Genomic DNA, 15,068 nt, shown 5'->3' with positions numbered 1-15,068 from the left:
CTTGCGAAGACGTCCGCTTCGTCTAATCCTTGCCGTTGCGTTGGCGTAGATAGTCATCCGTCGTCCGTGGCGGGGTTCGTTCCGGAACGCCCTTGAACGGATCGAATTGCTGTTCGCTCATGACGATGACGCGGCAGTCTGCGCACATCCTGAGTGCCTCGACCCGTTTGTCGCCGGCCGGATACATCCAGTGCCGGCCTTCGAGCTTGGCTGCGATGCGGTCGATCGTGCTCTTCACGCCGAAGGGCGTGCCGCAGCGGACGCAGAGTGCGGGCTCTTCTTCCTTGATAATCGCGGCGGGAGCACGCGCCGCGCGGAAATCGATCTGCGGCTTGAGGCTGATGACCTTTTCCGGACAGGTGCTCTGGCACAGGCCGCATTGCACGCAGGCATCCTCGATGAATTTCAACACGGGCCGCTCGGGATCGTCGCGCAGCGCGCCGGTCGGGCAGGCGGAGACGCAGGAGAGGCACAACGTGCAGCCATCGGTATCGACGGTGATTGCACCAACCGGCGCACCTTGCGGCAGGGCGATCACGTCGATCGGCTGCGGCGCCAGTCGGTGCAACTCGCCGAGGGCGAACCGCAAGAGGTCGCGCCGCTTGCCGACGGTCTTGAAGGTCGCGGGCGTCGCGACCGCGGCAAGCGTGCCGATATCGGTCAAATGCTCGCCGAGCGCATCGGGATCATCCGTTTCGATGGTGGCGAGGCGACGGCCTGCAAATCCAAGGCCGCCTAGGATCGCTTCGGCCATCGCGATCGTCTGCGCCAATCCGGTCACATCGTGGTGCGGCTTGGCGCGGAGCAGGAAGCGCACGGCGGATACGCCATAGGCGAAGGCGCCGACAATCGCTTCCAGCCCCACCTGCGTGACCTCGTTGACGGCAAAGGGGAGCGCGTTCGCCGGCAGGCCATCGCCATGCCGCGCGAGGGCCTCGATCAGAGGCGTGCCGTGCGATCCGTCATGAAAAAGCAGCACCGCATCAGCGCCGCCAGCCTCGCGATAGGCGAGCAGCATGGCGCGAATTTTCTGGAGCTGTGTATCGGGGGGCGGCAGCGCGTAGGAGGCCGCGCCGGTCGGGCAGGCAGCCGCGCATTGGCCGCAGCCGGCGCAGATGTTCGGATCGATTGCGACATGATCGCCGTCAGGCGTGATCGCCCCCGTCGGGCAGAGATCGAGGCAGCGGTGGCAGCCCGTGCGCTTCGAGCGCGAATGGGCGCAAAGGGCGGGCGCAAAGTCGACATATCTCGGCTTGTCGAAGCTGCCGACCAGATCGCGCGCGGTCAGCACGGCGCGCAGCACCGCAGCGGGATCTTTCGGGTCGGCGCGAAGATAGCCGTCGCGCAAGTCGTGGGCGGCAAACAGCGGCAAATCGCCGGACAGATCGAGCACGATATCGCAGTGCGAGGTGACGCCGCTTCGCGGCGGGTCCAGCACGAAACGATCGCGCGAGGAGGGGCGGGGACGCGCATAGTCGTCGATAGCAAGTTCGAACGCGCCGAAATGTCCCTTCGCGGAGCGGATCGTACCCTTGACGATCGGGAACACCGTTGCAGCCGGCGGCACCGCGTCATCGAGCTGCTTCAGCATCACCGTGACGTCGAGGTGATCGGCAAGCAGGCGGCCGGCCTCGATCGCAGCCTCATCGCGGCCGTAGATCAGGATCACGCCCTCACTCGACAAGGTGACGAGCGGATAGTCCGCGGCCGGGATGGAGGCGGATGCGAGCAGGCCGGCCATCTTTGGGCCAGTGCGCGCGCCCTCGCGCGACCAGCCGGCCGTTTCGCGGATATTGACGAAGCTGATTGCATCAGGCCGTTCGCCGGCCTCGTCAGAAAACTGCGCGGCCTGCTGCGTGCAGGCGACCGTCAGCATGCCTTCCGCCGCGGCAATGTTGCGGAAATGATCGAGCTCCGCACCGCAGAGGTGGCGAAAGCTCTTGAGCTCGCAGTTCGGGCATCCGCGCCGGATCGCAGCCACGTCGAGACGCATCGTGTCTTCGCACGAGCAGATCAGGACGGTCTTCGCTGGCTGCTCCAGGTTAATCTCTCCGCCATTCGGACGCCGACGACGGACTCGCGCCGGCCCTTCGCCTCGTATAGACATTATCCACCGCGAAGAAAAGGAAAGCGGAGGACGGCCTGCCGTCGACCCCAGTGAGCCATGTTTCCCTGGCGGAACCGATCCACCTGCCGCCGCCGTTCACGTTGGTGCGGCTGCGCGAGAGTGGCGATGCTTTTGCCCATGCATGCCGCATTGCACCGGAGAGCGGAGCCGGAACGCTGGTCTATGTCGGCCGCTTCGACCTGGCAGAGTTCGCCGTGGTGCTCGAGCCGGCCGAGCCGCTACGCAGCGCGCGGCGCGCGTTCTACGCTTGTATGGTCGCGCTCACGGATGCGCTTCGCGCCTATGCGCCGCCGAGCAAGCCCATCACTATCGGCTGGCCGGATCAGGTCAGAGTCGACGGAGGGCTGGTCGGCGGCGGACGGATGGGCTGGCCTTCCGCCGCCGGCGAGGATGCGCCGCCGCCCTGGCTGGTGTTCGGGGCCATGATCCGGACGGTTGCCATGAACGATGACGATCCAGGCGTTCACCCGCTGGCCTCGGCACTCGACCAGGAAGGATTTGGCGAGGCTGGCGCAGCGCAGATCACGGAGAGCTTCGCCAGGCACCTGATGCTGGCGCTGGACGGATGGCGGGTCGCCGGCTTTGACAGTGTCGCGCGCGATTATCTTACGCGGGTGCCGCGTGAAAGGCAGGCAGTTCAGCGCATTGATGATTGCGGCGATGTCCTGACGCGCCGGATCGGGACGGATACGATCGAGCGAAGCGACCTCGTCCAGGCGCTCGCGACGCCATCCTGGCTTGATCCGGCCCTCGGAGGACCACGCCTGTGAAGCTCCTGCGTACCATCGCGCTCGATCCCTCCGACACCTTCGTGTTCGACGTGGCGGCGGAGCCAGGCGAATGGGCCGTCTCCGGCGCTTTCCGCTTCTGGGAGTGCGACGCTGCGAAGCTCGAGGGGAAAGCGCGGGCGGCGTTTCGCGGTGGTTTTCTCGGGGTGCAATCCTGGGGCTGGTCGACGCTGGCGCAGATCGTTCCGGCGACCGAGGACGATTGCCGCGGCCTGGTCGATCTCCTGGCGAGGCAACTCGTCGATCGTTTCGGCGCGCCGGACATGGCGGCAGCGAAGGCGGCGGCGGAAGAGGAGGTGGCGTTCTCGCAGTCCCTCTGCAGCCATCCGATCAGCTCGCTTATTGCAGTGCATCGCACCTTGAACGATGGCGAGGTCCGCGAATCCTTCCGCCGGCTGCAACTCCGGGAAGGGCAGGGGCACGGCAAGGCATTCTCGTTCATGGAAATGGAGGACGACGTCCTGCCTGATGGCGATCTCAAGCTTGCGGATCTGGGCCGGGAGCCGACCATCAGATGAACGATTTCTGGATCGCCTGCGGCCATCACCTGCTCGATCGCGAGGAGGGGGGTGGCCTCCGTGTCACCGACGAGTTCCTCAAGGCCTATTTCGCCCGTCCCGAGCTGATGCCGCCGGACGACGCGTGCCCGATCGAACGCCGGCTGCACCGCGAATTGCTCGCCGACCCGCGCCAGGCGGTCAGCGCCGGTGAAATCGCCGGGATTGTCGATGCGGATGCCCGGGAGAATTGGCAGTTCGTGCTGGCCTTTCGCGATCTTCTGTTGCGGCATCCGACGCTCGAAGCCGCCTATCTTGCATCGGTGCGATCCGGCGCGAACGATTTGCCGCCGCTGTTCGTCAACCAGCTCGTGCACGTCATCCTGCGGAACGCGCTCGATGGCTGCGATGACCCGTTCGTGCTGCGCGCGGCCGAATTGTTCTTCCGGACCCAACGCATCCTGCCGCATGAGCACGCCCTGTTGCTCGGCGACGAGGAGATCGTCGGCGGCCGGAGCCCGACCCCGGTGCTCTCTTTGATGTCGATGCTGGGCGCCACCACCGACGCCGTCGTCGACGTGTTGAGCGAGGAGAATGCCGAGGCCTATTGGCAGCGCAGCGATCAGTTCGACATGGCCCTCGACCTCACGGCCGGCGGCCGCGGACCGGCTGCGCTGGCGCAGGCGATGACGCGCTGGGTCTCCCATCTGCTCGGCATCGACGTCGTGATCGAGCCGCTGCGGGCGCTGCGCGAGACAAAGCTCACCTGGTATGTCGGGCTCGATGCCGATGCCACCAGGCTTGGCGACCGGCTGTGGCACGGTGACGACCTCGGCGAGCGCGACGCCGATCGTGTGCTTGCGCTGTTCCGGCTGACACTTGCGGATTCAAGCCGTGCGCTTGACGATGTCAGCGGTGAACCGGTCTACCTGATCCTGTCGATGACGGCGGATCAGAAGCTCCGGATGAAGCCGCAGAATCTTCTGACCGGGCTGCCGGTGAAATGCCTGGAGATGGTGACATGAGCCCTGCGGCGCTGCCGTCCCTCTCGATTGCCGTCGGCGTCGTGGTCGAGCGGCGCAAGGCCGCTTCGCCCTGGGTCGATTTCATCTGGCGCGGAATTGCCGTCCTGCCAGACGAGCCGGTGACCCAACCCTGGACCGTGCTTCGCGAGGAGGATGGCACGACCATGTTCTATGCCGGAAGTGCCACCGTCGATCTCTATCCTTCCGAGACCGCGCGCTATCGCGACAATCTTGCCTCGGGTAGCCCGAGCATCTGGACCGTGCTGTCGCCCTCGGAGGGCCCCTGGCCCTATGCCGTCGCCGCGGTGACCGCCGACCCCGCAGAGGGCGAAGGCTTTACCGAAGCCGCCGATAATCTCGTCGAGGCCGTGCCGATGCCGGAGGTGCTGCGCGAAGCGATTGAAAGCTTCGTGGCCGAGCACCATGTCGAGCGGGAATTCGTCAAGCGTACGCGGCGCCGCGCCGACCCGGAAGCGCTGGCACGGCGCGAACATGAAGGCGGACAGGAATGAGTGAGGAGGAATTCCTTGCACGTTGGTCCCGCCGCAAGCGCGCATCGCTGGCGGAGCCGGCGAAGCCTGCCCCGGCGCAGCCCATGCCGCCGTCCGAGGCCAAGGACGACGAGACCAAGTTCGATCTCTCTTGTCTGCCGTCGATCGACGAAATCAATGCGGCGACCGACATCACGGCCTTTCTCAGCAAAGGTGTTCCTCGGGAGTTGAGCCGTGCGGCTCTTCGCCGCGCCTGGGCGACCGACCCCGCCATCCGCGACTTCGTCGGGCTTGCGGAGAATGCATGGGACTTCAACGACCCGACTGCGATGCCGGGTTTTGGACCACTGGATTGCTCGTCGGAGGAACTGGCCGCACTGGTCGATCGCATAGTTGGTGGTGTGCGCGAGGTGGCCCAGTCTCTCCCCGAGGCGTCGATCGAAACGGCAGATTCCTCGGCGGAATTGCATCAAGCCGAAGCGACAGCGGTTTCCAATGTCGCTGAGCCGCCCGATGAGACCGAGCACCCGGCAATCCCTGCTGCAGTGCAACCAGCAGTGGTCGACAGATCTGCAGAATCTGCCGAGCCTGTCAGACCCCGTACGCACGGCGGTGCACTGCCGCGCTGAGCAACTCGACCAAAGGCTATAGGCCCAGGCTATGGCAGGCGATTGACGGTCAGTGGAACCGGGATTACGCTGCCTACTGCTTTGTAACAAAAGCGATAATCAAGCAGACGGGACTTGGATGGGAGGTCCACGTGCGTGATGACGGGCTTGATCGCGCGATCGACGCCGCGGGCGGCATTGCTCAGCTTGCGCGCAAAATAGGCATCAGCCAGCCCTCCGTATCCAATTGGACCCGCGTGCCCGCACAACGGGTGGTTGCAGTCGAAGCCGCCACCGGCGTTTCCCGGAATGATCTGCGGCCCGATCTCTACAGCGAACAAGCCGGATCCGCTGAGCTCGTCGACCCCATCGATGCGGCGCGGGCGCAGGAATACGCGTTGCTGGCGCTGCTGCTGTCCGCGCCTCCGTCGAAGCTACTGCTCGATCAGCTCGCGGCCTTGAACGGTGACGCGACGCCCCTCGGACGCGCGCATGCGGCGCTGGCCGAGGCCGCTGCAAGTGCCGTCGCAGCGAAAGTCGAGCGGGAATATTTCGATCTGTTCGTCGGGCTCGGCCGCGGCGAATTGCTGCCCTATGCCTCTTATTATCTCACGGGCTTTCTCAACGAGCGGCCATTGTCGCGCCTGCGCGGTGACCTGACGACGCTCGGCATCGAGCCGGTTGCCAACAATTCCGAGCCCGAGGATCACGCCGCCATCCTGTGCGAGATCATGGCGGGCCTTGCCGGCGGCCGCTTCGATGCCTCGCCCGAGGCGCAGCGCGCCTTCTTCGAAAAGCATGTGTCGCCCTGGATGGGGCGGCTGTTCACAGACATCGAGAGCGCCCGGGATGCCGGCTTCTATCGAGCGGTCGGCGCGCTCGGCCGGACCTTCATCGAAATCGAAACGGAAGCATTCACATTCGCGAGCTGACCGAGGTGCCTCGGTCCGGGAGAGATGCGATGAGTGACGAGACGAAAGCAAAGGTCGGACGCCGCGATTTCCTTCGCAAGGTCGGCTTGGGCACGGCCGGTGTCGGCGCGACGCTTGCGACGCCGTTGGTCGGGTCCGCACAGGCGGACAGCGAAAACAACGATGAGAAGCGCAAGGCGCGCTACAAGGAATCCGATCACGTGAAGGCTTTTTACCGCGTCAATCGTTATCCGGCTAAGGGAGGCTGACCGTGCTGATCAAGCGAACACACCAGCATTCCCCTCGCCAGGGCTCCGTTGTCGAGTCCCTAGCGGCACGGGCCGGCGGTCTCGACCGCCGCAGCTTCCTGCGCAAATCCGGTGTTGCCGGCGGCGCACTTGCTGCGCTTGGCACCATGCCGCTCGGCAGCGTGCGCAAGGCGGAAGCAGCCAAGGCCGGTCCGCTCACCGAAGGCGCGACCATCCGCAAGAGCATCTGCACGCATTGCTCGGTTGGCTGCACGGTGACGGCCGAGGTCTTGAACGGCGTATGGATCGGGCAGGAGCCCAGTTGGGATTCGCCGATCAATCGAGGCTCGCATTGCGCCAAGGGCGCTTCGGTACGCGAACTCGTGCACAGCGAGCGGCGGCTGCGCTATCCGATGAAGCTCGTGGGCGGGCAGTGGACACGCGTGTCCTGGGACACCGCGATCAACGAGATCGGAGACAAGCTTCAGGCTGTACGCGAGAAGTCGGGCCCCGATTCGGTCTATTGGCTCGGCTCGGCCAAGATGACCAACGAAGGCGCCTACCTATTCCGCAAGCTCGGTGCGTTCTGGGGGACCAACAACACCGATCACCAGGCTCGCATCTGCCATTCGACCACCGTCACCGGCGTCGCCAATACCTGGGGCTACGGTGCGATGACCAACAGCTACAATGATATCCGCAATGCGAAGACACAGGTCGTCTTGGGCGGCAATCCGGCCGAAGCCCATCCGGTATCGCTGCAACATCTGCTCGAGGGCAAGGAGCTGCAAAAGGCCAACTTTGTCGTCATCGACCCGCGTCTGACGCGCACGGCCGCGCATGCAACCGAATATGTGCGGATGCGGCCGGGCACCGACATCCCGGTGCTCTACGGCATGATGTGGCACATTCTCCAGAACGGCTGGGAGGACAAGGAGTTCATCCGGCAGCGCGTCTACGGTTTCGACGACATCAAGAAAGAGGTTGAGAAGTGGCCTCCGGAAGAAGTCGAGCGCGTCACCGGCATTCCGGGCGAGCAGCTCAAGCGCGTCGCCAAGATGTTCGCCACCGAGAAGCCGGCAACCCTCATCTGGGCCATGGGCCAGACCCAGAAGACCGTCGGCACCGCCAACGTGCGGGCGAGCTGCATCGCGCTCCTGATGACCGGCAATGTCGGTAAGGCCGGCGCCGGCGCCAACATCTTCCGTGGCCATGACAACGTGCAGGGCGCGACCGACGTCGGGCTCGATATCGTCACGCTGCCGTTCTACTACGGCCTCGCCGAAGGCGCCTGGAAGCATTGGTCGCGGGTCTGGGAGGTCGACTACGACTTCCTGAAGTCGCGCTTCGATTCCAAGCAGATCATGGAAACCCCCGGCATTCCGCTGACCCGCTGGTTCGAGGCGGTGACGCTGCCGAAGGATCAGGTCGCGCAGAAGGACACTGTGAAGGCGGTGTTCGTGCAGGGGCACGCCTCCAACAGCATCACCCGCATTCCTGAGTCCCTCAATGGCCTGAAGGCGCTCGAGCTGCTCGTCATTGCCGACCCGCATCCGACGACCTGGGCCTCGCTTGCCGTCGAGGCGGGCCGCAAGGATGGCGTCTACATTCTGCCGGTTGCCACGCAATTCGAATGCAAGGGGTCGCGCGTCGCCTCCAACCGCTCGCTGCAATGGGGCGAGCAGATCGTGAAGCCAATCTTTGAATCGAAGGATGATCTCGAGGTCATCTATCTGATGGCGAAGAAGCTCGGTTTCGCCGACCAGATGTTCAAGAAAATCAAGGTCGAGAACAATCTTCCTGAAGCGGAGGATGTGCTGCGCGAGATGAACCGCGGCAGCTGGTCGACCGGCTATTGCGGGCAATCGCCCGAGCGCCTGAAGGCGCACATGAAGAACCAGGCCAAGTTCGATATGCTGACGATGCGGGCGCCGAAGGACGATCCCGAGGTCGGAGGCGACTATTACGGTCTGCCCTGGCCGTGCTGGGGGTCACCGGAAGTCAAGCATCCCGGCACGCCATTGCTCTACAACACCAATCTGCACGTGATGGACGGCGGCGGCACGTTCCGGCCGCGATTCGGCATCGAGCGCGAGGAGAAGCTGCCGGACGGCACGACGCGGAAGGTGAGCCTGCTTGCGGACGGCTCGTACTCGTTGGGGTCGGGCATTCAGGACGGCTACCCGGAGTTCACGCTGGCGAGCCTGAAGAAGCTCGGCTGGGACAGCGAGCTCACCGAAGCGGAAATGGCTGTCATCAACAAGGTCAATCCCGCCAATCCGGACACGGTGTCGTGGGCGCTCGACCTGTCGGGAGGCATCCAGCGCGTGGCGCTGGCGCATGGCTGCGTTCCCTACGGCAACGGCAAAGCGCGCATGAATGCCTTCGGCTTGCCCGATCCTATCCCGGTTCACCGCGAGCCGATCTACACGCCACGCGTCGACCTCGTCGCCAAATATCCGACGTTACCCGACGCCAAGCAGTTCCGGATGCCGAATATCGGGTTTTCCGTGCAGAAGGCGGCAGTGGAGAAGGGAATTGCAAAACAGTTCCCGCTCATCCTGTCGTCTGGCCGTCTGGTCGAATATGAGGGCGGCGGCGAGGAGACCCGAACCAACCCGTGGCTTGCCGAATTGCAGCAGGACATGTTCATCGAGATCAATCCTGCCGATGCCGCCGAGCGCGGTGTCAAGGACGGTGGCTGGGTCTGGGTCACCGGTGCCGAGAACAATTCCAGGGCGAGGATGAAAGCGCTCGTCACCGAGCGCGTCGGCAAGGGCGTTGCCTGGATGCCATTCCACTTCGGCGGGTGGTTCGCAGGCAAGGATCTTCGCGGCAATTACCCGAAGGGCACCGATCCGATCGTGCTCGGCGAAAGCGCCAACACGATCACGACCTACGGGTACGACCCCGCGACGGGCATGCAGGAGCCCAAGGTCACTCTCTGCCAAATCGCGGCGGCTTAGGAGTAACGACGATGGCACGTATGAAATTCCTCTGCGACGCCGATCGCTGCATCGAGTGCAACGCTTGCGTCACCGCCTGCAAGAACGAGCACGAGGTGCCCTGGGGCATCAACCGGCGCCGCGTCGTCACCCTCAACGACGGCAAGCCGGGCGAGCGCTCGATCTCGATGGCCTGCATGCACTGCACGGACGCGCCGTGCGCGGCCGTGTGCCCGGTGAACTGCTTCTACACCACGGCCGATGCTGTGGTGCTGCACTCCAAGGACCTCTGCATCGGTTGCGGCTACTGCTTCTACGCGTGCCCGTTCGGCGCTCCGCAATATCCGAAGGTCGGGAACTTCGGCTCGCGCGGCAAGATGGACAAATGCACCTATTGCGCCGGCGGTCCGGAAGCCGATGGCAGCAAGGAGGAGTACGAGAAATACGGTGCGAACCGGCTGGCCGAAGGCAAGCTGCCGCTGTGTGCCGAAATGTGCTCGACAAAGTCGTTGCTTGCGGGCGACGGCGAGATCATTGCGCAGATCTACAAGGAGCGCGTGATGAAGCGCGGTTACGGCTCGGGTGCCTGGGGCTGGAAGACGGCCTATCGCGAGACGATCGAATCCTGACGAAGGTCGCGCGCGGACATTGAGGAGGAGCTCATGGTGTCGTTTGCAAGGTTCGTCCGGGCGGCCGTCGGCGCCTGTGCTTTACTCCTCCTCGTCGTGGCAGCTCCGGCGCCGGTCGGCGCCCAGCAGGTCAATCCGACCGCGAGCTCGGTCAAGGAGCAGCAGCTCCTGCAGGAGCTGAACCGGATTCAGGGTCGCGTCAGCATCCCTGATGAGAGGTCCGGCGTTCTCGAGCAGCCGCAGGGGCGGCAATGGCGCGAGTTCCACAATGTCACGCTGCGCTGGATCGGCGGAATCGCGATCATCGGCATGCTGGCGGTGCTCGTGATCTTCTATCTGACCCGCGGCATGGTGCGGCTCGAAAGCGGACGGTCCGGCCGCACCCTCGTGCGCTTCAATATCTATGAGCGTTTCGTGCACTGGATGACCGCCACCTGCTTCATCATTCTGGCGATCTCCGGACTGAACATCACCTTTGGCCGACCGTTGCTATTGCCGCTGATCGGCTTCGAGAACTTCTCCGAATGGTCGCTATGGGCCAAGTACGCCCACAATTATCTGAGCTTCCCGTTCACCATCGGCGTCGTCCTCATCCTGTTGATGTGGATCGGCGGCAATATTCCGAACAAGGTGGATGTGGAGTGGCTGAAGCGGGGCGGCGGCATCGTCGGGCATGATCATCCGCCGGCCTATCGCTTCAACGCCGGCCAGAAGGCGGTCTACTGGATCGTCGTGATCGGTGGCGGACTGGTCGCTGCGAGCGGCTATGTCCTGATGTTCCCGTTCTACACAACGGGGATCGAAGGCATGCAAATGGCCCAGATCGTCCACTCTGTCGTGGCGGTCCTGTTCGTCGCGGCGATGATCGCACACATCTATATCGGCACCATCGGCATGGAAGGTGCGTTCGAGGCCATGGGCACGGGCGAAGTCGACGTCAACTGGGCTCGCGAGCACCATAGCCTCTGGCTCGACGAGCAGATGGCGCGAACGGGACCCAACGACGGACGACCGCAACCCGCGACCGCGGCGGCTGAATAGGGCGAAGCACCGGCGCGGACGCTCCGACCTACCGAGCCGACTGTTTCGCAAACAAGACGGAGCGGTCCTGCAGCTCCTGCTCGGGAAGCTTGTTGGCTTGGCCTGTCTGCATGTCTTGAACGGATGCCATGCCGTGCTGCGCGTGATCACCGGCGACCGTCAACTTGATCGTCAAAGTGGATATTAGGTTGCCGATAGCACCGCCCCATCCCACCCCAGTGTCGTGACGAGACGGGCGCAGAATTCTTCCATGAGAGCAGTGATTTGGCTTCGGTTCTTGGCGGCTTTTCAACCGTCAGGTCGAAAGTGGTCCAGCTCTTGCTCTTGCCAGTATGAGAGATTTTGATAAACGTCATACTGTGGGGTCGGGAATGGAACGAGCGGCGATGCGAACTTTGCGGGCGGTCGAGCCCGGAACTGTGGCGCTGCTCGGCGGGCTCGTCGCCGCCAACCTCGCCACATGGTCTTGGGCCTTCGTGCTGTTCGGCGACCGGCCGACGGTGATGGCGACCGCACTGCTGGCCTGGGTGTTCGGCCTCCGCCACGCCGTCGATGCCGACCACATCGCCGCGATCGACAATGTCGTGCGCAAGCTGATGCAGGCGGGCGGCGCGCCACGCAGCGTCGGTCTCTATTTCGCGCTCGGCCATTCCAGCGTGGTCGTTGTCGCCACCATGCTGCTTGCGCTGGGCGTGGTCAGTCTTGGCGGCGACAGCCTGCTCAAGGAGATCGGCGGCTTGATCGGCACGTCGGTGTCGGCGCTGTTCCTGCTCGCTGTTGCGCTCATCAACCTCGTCATTTTCGTCGGCCTGTGGCGGACGTTCCGCGCGGCACGGGAGGAGGGCGTCCACGACGTTGCGCAGCTTGACGCGTTGCTCGCCAGCCGCGGCATCCTGGCGCGGCTGCTCGGCCCGATGTTCCGCCTGGTGACAAAGCCGGGACATATGTACCCGCTCGGCTTCTTGTTCGGGCTCGGCTTCGACACCGCGACCGAAATCGGCCTGCTCAGCATCTCCGCCAGCGAAGCCGCGCGTGGCGCCTCGCTCGTCGATGTCCTGGTCTTTCCCGCGCTGTTTGCGTCAGGCATGGCGCTGGTCGACACGGCCGATTCCGCGCTGATGGTGAGCGCCTATCGCTGGGCCTTCGTCGATCCCCTGCGCAAGCTCTGGTACAACCTCACGATCACGGGCGCCTCGGTCGCGGTCGCGCTGTTCATCGGCGGCGTCGAGGCGCTCGGCCTGATCGCGGATCGGCTCGGCCTCTCCGGCGGTATGTGGACGCTGGTCGAGGGCCTCAACGAGTCGCTGGCGAATGTCGGCTTCGCCGTGATCGCGCTATTCGCGATCGCATGGCTCGTCTCGGTCGTGTTCTATCGCCGCATGTTCGCGGACGGCCGCCATTGTGCCGGGACGAAGGTCTTGGAATGCGCCGATGCAACCGAGGCGGTGTGAGCCTGGTCGTTGCGGCGGCGCGCTGACTGCACTCTCGGCCCTGCTGCTCCTCGCCGATAACGGCCGCGCGCTTGCGCAGAGCACCGGCATCTCGCGCGAACTTCCGCCAATCCAGGTCGATGGCGAGGCGCTGGTCCGCAAGAAGCCGCTCGCATCGCGCCGCACCAGAAAGCCGTCCCCCGCCGTTCACCGCATCCTCGTGTATCCAGCAGCGACGCAGGCGTCGGATGCGCGCAGTGCCGGCTCGGGTGCAAAGAGCGGAGCCGGCATGGCCAGCGAGATCACCGTCTCCCGCGAGGAGATCAACGCGCGCCCGATCTCGCGGCCTGGTGAGGTGCTCGAAGCCGTGCCGGGTCTGATCGTGACGCAGCATTCCGGCGAGGGCAAAGCCAACCAGTACTTCCTGCGCGGTTACAATCTCGACCACGGCACCGATCTGGCGATCATCGTCGACGGCGTCCCCGTCAACATGCGTACCCACGCGCATGGGCAGGGCTATGCCGATCTCAACTGGCTGATCCCGGAAACCGTCGCCGCAATGGACGTGCGCAAGGGGCCTTACTTCGCCGACGAGGGCGATTTCGCCTCGGTCGGAAGCGTTCATATCGGTCTGATCGATCGCACCTGGAGACTGGCGCAGGTGAGCGCCGGCAGCTTTGGTTACCGCCGTCTGCTCGGCATGGATTCGGCGAAGCTCGGTGACGGTTCGCTGCTGGTGGCCGGCGAAGTGGGCACCTACAACGGGCCGTGGGACAACTCCGACAATGTGAGAAAGCTCAACGGCCTCGTGCGCTACAGCCAGGGCACTGCGACCGACGGCGTGTCCATCACCGGCATGGCCTACGTCAACAAATGGATTTCGACCGACCAGGTGCCGCAGCGCGCGATCACCAGCGGCCTGCTCGACCGGTATGGTTCGGAAGACCCGAGCGACGGTGGAAACGCCGACCGTTTCGCGCTCTCCGGCCGTATCGCGCAGACCGACGATACGGGATCGTGGAAAGCAAATGCCTATGTGGTGAAGAGCCAGCTCGACCTCTTCAACAATTTCACTTACTTTCTCGACGATCCCCTGCTGGGCGACCAGTTCCACCAGCACGACAAGCGTTTGATGGCGGGCGCCAACGTCTCGCGCACGCTGAACGGTTCGTTTGCCGGCCTGCCGATGCAGATCACCCTCGGTCTGCAATCGCGTTATGATGCGATCGATCTCGCGCTCACCAACACTTTCCAGCGCGGCTTCCGCGCCAATATCCGCAGCGACAAGGTCGGCGAGGGGAGCGTCGGGATCTATGCCGAAAACACGGTGCGCTGGACCGATTGGCTCAGGACGACGGTGGGCTGGCGCGGCGACTATTACGCCGCTGACGTCACCTCTCTGTTCAACGCCGCCAATTCCGGCTGCGCCGATGCCGCGCTCGGCAGTCCGAAATTCAGGATGGTGCTTGGTCCGTTCAACCAGACCGAATTTTTCCTCGGTGCCGGCTACGGCATGCACTCGAACGATGCCCGCGGCGCGACCACGACGGAAGACCCCGCCGATCCCGCGACAAGGCTCACGCCGTCGCCGCTCCTGGTGCGCACCAGGGGCGCGGAGATCGGTGTTCGCAGCAGGATTGTTCCCGGCCTCGACAGCTCGCTTAGTCTCTTCATCCTGGATCAGGATTCCGAGATCCTGTTCGCGGGCGATGCCGGCGACACCTCGGCAACCCGCGCCAGCCGTCGGTACGGCTTCGAATGGACCAATCATTACCGGCCATGGTCGTGGATCGATATCGACGCGGATCTCGCAATGACGCATGCGCGCTTTCGCGGCTATGACAGCGAGCAGGCACAGGTCTATGCCTCGCTTGCCGGCTATCCCGAGGCGCAGATCGGCAATGCGCCCGGCAACTACATTCCGAACGCGCCGGCGATGGTGGCATCAGCCGGCGTCACGGTGGGCGAGAAGACCGGCTGGTTCGGAACCTTGCGCTGGCGCTATCTGGCCTCGAGCCCGCTGACGGAGGACAACGCATTCCGCTCCTCTGCGACCAGCATCTTCAATGGCCGCCTCGGCTATCGTATCGATAACGGCTGGCGCCTTCAGCTCGACGTGCTCAACCTCTTCAACGCGAAGGCGAACCAGATCACCTATGCTTATGGTTCGCTGCTCAAGACCGATACGCTCTACAATCTCTGCACGTCAGGCGCCGCTCCAGCGGCAGTCTGCCGGAATGGCGTGATGGACTACGTGCTGCACCCGGCGGAGCCGCTGACATTCCGGGTCACTGTGGCCGGGACGTTCTAAAGCATGATCCGGAAAA

13 protein-coding genes are annotated in these 15,068 nt (G+C 64.3%); 12 read left to right on the top strand and 1 reads right to left on the bottom strand.

From position 1 onward, the window contains the following. Positions 1–22 precede the first annotated feature (22 nt). Positions 23–1,993 (bottom strand): 4Fe-4S binding protein, encoded by a 1,971-nt coding sequence (locus EAV90_RS18210; RefSeq protein ID WP_129144248.1) that lies wholly within the window; start codon positions 1,991–1,993, stop codon positions 23–25. Positions 1,994–2,157: 164 nt separating this feature from the next. Between EAV90_RS18210 and EAV90_RS18205 the strand changes: the two genes are divergently transcribed. The 12 genes from EAV90_RS18205 (at position 2,158) to EAV90_RS18145 (ending at position 15,052) form a co-directional block, all read left to right on the top strand. Further along, positions 2,158–2,898: a biotin/lipoate--protein ligase family protein gene (locus tag EAV90_RS18205; RefSeq protein WP_245509557.1), complete on the top strand. Its 741-nt coding sequence runs from the start codon at positions 2,158–2,160 to the stop codon at positions 2,896–2,898. Then, the gene (locus EAV90_RS18200) at positions 2,895–3,434 is read left to right on the top strand and encodes a DUF6505 family protein (RefSeq protein WP_129144247.1); all 540 of its coding nucleotides are present in this window, start codon (positions 2,895–2,897) and stop codon (positions 3,432–3,434) included. Before EAV90_RS18205 ends, EAV90_RS18200 begins: the two co-directional genes overlap by 4 nt. Continuing rightward, a complete protein-coding gene (locus tag EAV90_RS18195) occupies positions 3,431–4,438 on the top strand; it encodes a DUF6352 family protein (RefSeq protein ID WP_122403938.1) in 1,008 nt (335 codons plus the stop codon). Before EAV90_RS18200 ends, EAV90_RS18195 begins: the two co-directional genes overlap by 4 nt. Continuing rightward, on the top strand, positions 4,435–4,950 hold the full coding sequence (locus EAV90_RS18190; RefSeq protein WP_122403937.1) for a DUF3305 domain-containing protein: 516 nt from the start codon (positions 4,435–4,437) through the stop codon (positions 4,948–4,950). The genes EAV90_RS18195 and EAV90_RS18190 overlap by 4 nt, the downstream gene beginning before the upstream one ends. Next, on the top strand, positions 4,947–5,558 hold the full coding sequence (locus EAV90_RS18185) for a DUF3306 domain-containing protein (RefSeq protein ID WP_129144246.1): 612 nt from the start codon (positions 4,947–4,949) through the stop codon (positions 5,556–5,558). Before EAV90_RS18190 ends, EAV90_RS18185 begins: the two co-directional genes overlap by 4 nt. A 131-nt stretch (positions 5,559–5,689) precedes the next feature. Beyond that, positions 5,690–6,469, top strand: a complete 780-nt coding sequence (locus tag EAV90_RS18180; protein WP_129144245.1) for a molecular chaperone TorD family protein — start codon at positions 5,690–5,692, stop codon at positions 6,467–6,469. Between the two features lie 29 nt (positions 6,470–6,498). Next, positions 6,499–6,717, top strand: a complete 219-nt coding sequence (locus tag EAV90_RS18175; RefSeq protein WP_027571964.1) for a twin-arginine translocation signal domain-containing protein — start codon at positions 6,499–6,501, stop codon at positions 6,715–6,717. A gap of 2 nt (positions 6,718–6,719) precedes the next feature. After that, a complete protein-coding gene (locus EAV90_RS39555) occupies positions 6,720–9,662 on the top strand; it encodes a formate dehydrogenase subunit alpha (RefSeq protein ID WP_164937000.1) in 2,943 nt (980 codons plus the stop codon). Between the two features lie 11 nt (positions 9,663–9,673). Next, entirely contained in the window at positions 9,674–10,270 is a 597-nt protein-coding gene (gene fdh3B, locus EAV90_RS18160) for a formate dehydrogenase FDH3 subunit beta (RefSeq protein WP_122403933.1), read from the top strand. A 33-nt stretch (positions 10,271–10,303) separates the two neighbouring features. Then, positions 10,304–11,311, top strand: coding sequence for a formate dehydrogenase subunit gamma (locus tag EAV90_RS18155; RefSeq protein WP_129144243.1), 1,008 nt, complete (start codon positions 10,304–10,306; stop codon positions 11,309–11,311). Between the two features lie 386 nt (positions 11,312–11,697). Continuing rightward, the gene (locus EAV90_RS18150) at positions 11,698–12,762 is read left to right on the top strand and encodes a HoxN/HupN/NixA family nickel/cobalt transporter (protein ID WP_245509556.1); all 1,065 of its coding nucleotides are present in this window, start codon (positions 11,698–11,700) and stop codon (positions 12,760–12,762) included. Then, positions 12,743–15,052 (top strand): TonB-dependent receptor, encoded by a 2,310-nt coding sequence (locus EAV90_RS18145; protein WP_129144241.1) that lies wholly within the window; start codon positions 12,743–12,745, stop codon positions 15,050–15,052. The genes EAV90_RS18150 and EAV90_RS18145 overlap by 20 nt, the downstream gene beginning before the upstream one ends. Positions 15,053–15,068: the final 16 nt, after the last annotated feature.

It is taken from the genome of Bradyrhizobium vignae (assembly GCF_004114425.1).
Lineage (GTDB): Bacteria > Pseudomonadota > Alphaproteobacteria > Rhizobiales > Xanthobacteraceae > Bradyrhizobium > Bradyrhizobium vignae.
This window is presented reverse-complemented; position numbering and strand designations above follow the sequence as displayed.

Excerpts from the sequence above, each read along its gene's own strand:
- EAV90_RS18210 (WP_129144248.1), bottom strand. The coding sequence starts at position 1,993 with ATGCGTCTCGACGTGGCTGCGATCCGGCGCGGATGCCCGAACTGCGAG.
- EAV90_RS18195 (WP_122403938.1), top strand. The coding sequence starts at position 3,431 with ATGAACGATTTCTGGATCGCCTGCGGCCATCACCTGCTCGATCGCGAG.
- EAV90_RS18190 (WP_122403937.1), top strand. The coding sequence starts at position 4,435 with ATGAGCCCTGCGGCGCTGCCGTCCCTCTCGATTGCCGTCGGCGTCGTG.
- EAV90_RS18185 (WP_129144246.1), top strand. The coding sequence starts at position 4,947 with ATGAGTGAGGAGGAATTCCTTGCACGTTGGTCCCGCCGCAAGCGCGCA.
- EAV90_RS18175 (WP_027571964.1), top strand. The coding sequence starts at position 6,499 with ATGAGTGACGAGACGAAAGCAAAGGTCGGACGCCGCGATTTCCTTCGC.
- fdh3B (WP_122403933.1), top strand. The coding sequence starts at position 9,674 with ATGGCACGTATGAAATTCCTCTGCGACGCCGATCGCTGCATCGAGTGC.
- EAV90_RS18155 (WP_129144243.1), top strand. The coding sequence starts at position 10,304 with ATGGTGTCGTTTGCAAGGTTCGTCCGGGCGGCCGTCGGCGCCTGTGCT.
- EAV90_RS18150 (WP_245509556.1), top strand. The coding sequence starts at position 11,698 with ATGCGAACTTTGCGGGCGGTCGAGCCCGGAACTGTGGCGCTGCTCGGC.
- EAV90_RS18145 (WP_129144241.1), top strand. The coding sequence starts at position 12,743 with ATGCAACCGAGGCGGTGTGAGCCTGGTCGTTGCGGCGGCGCGCTGACT.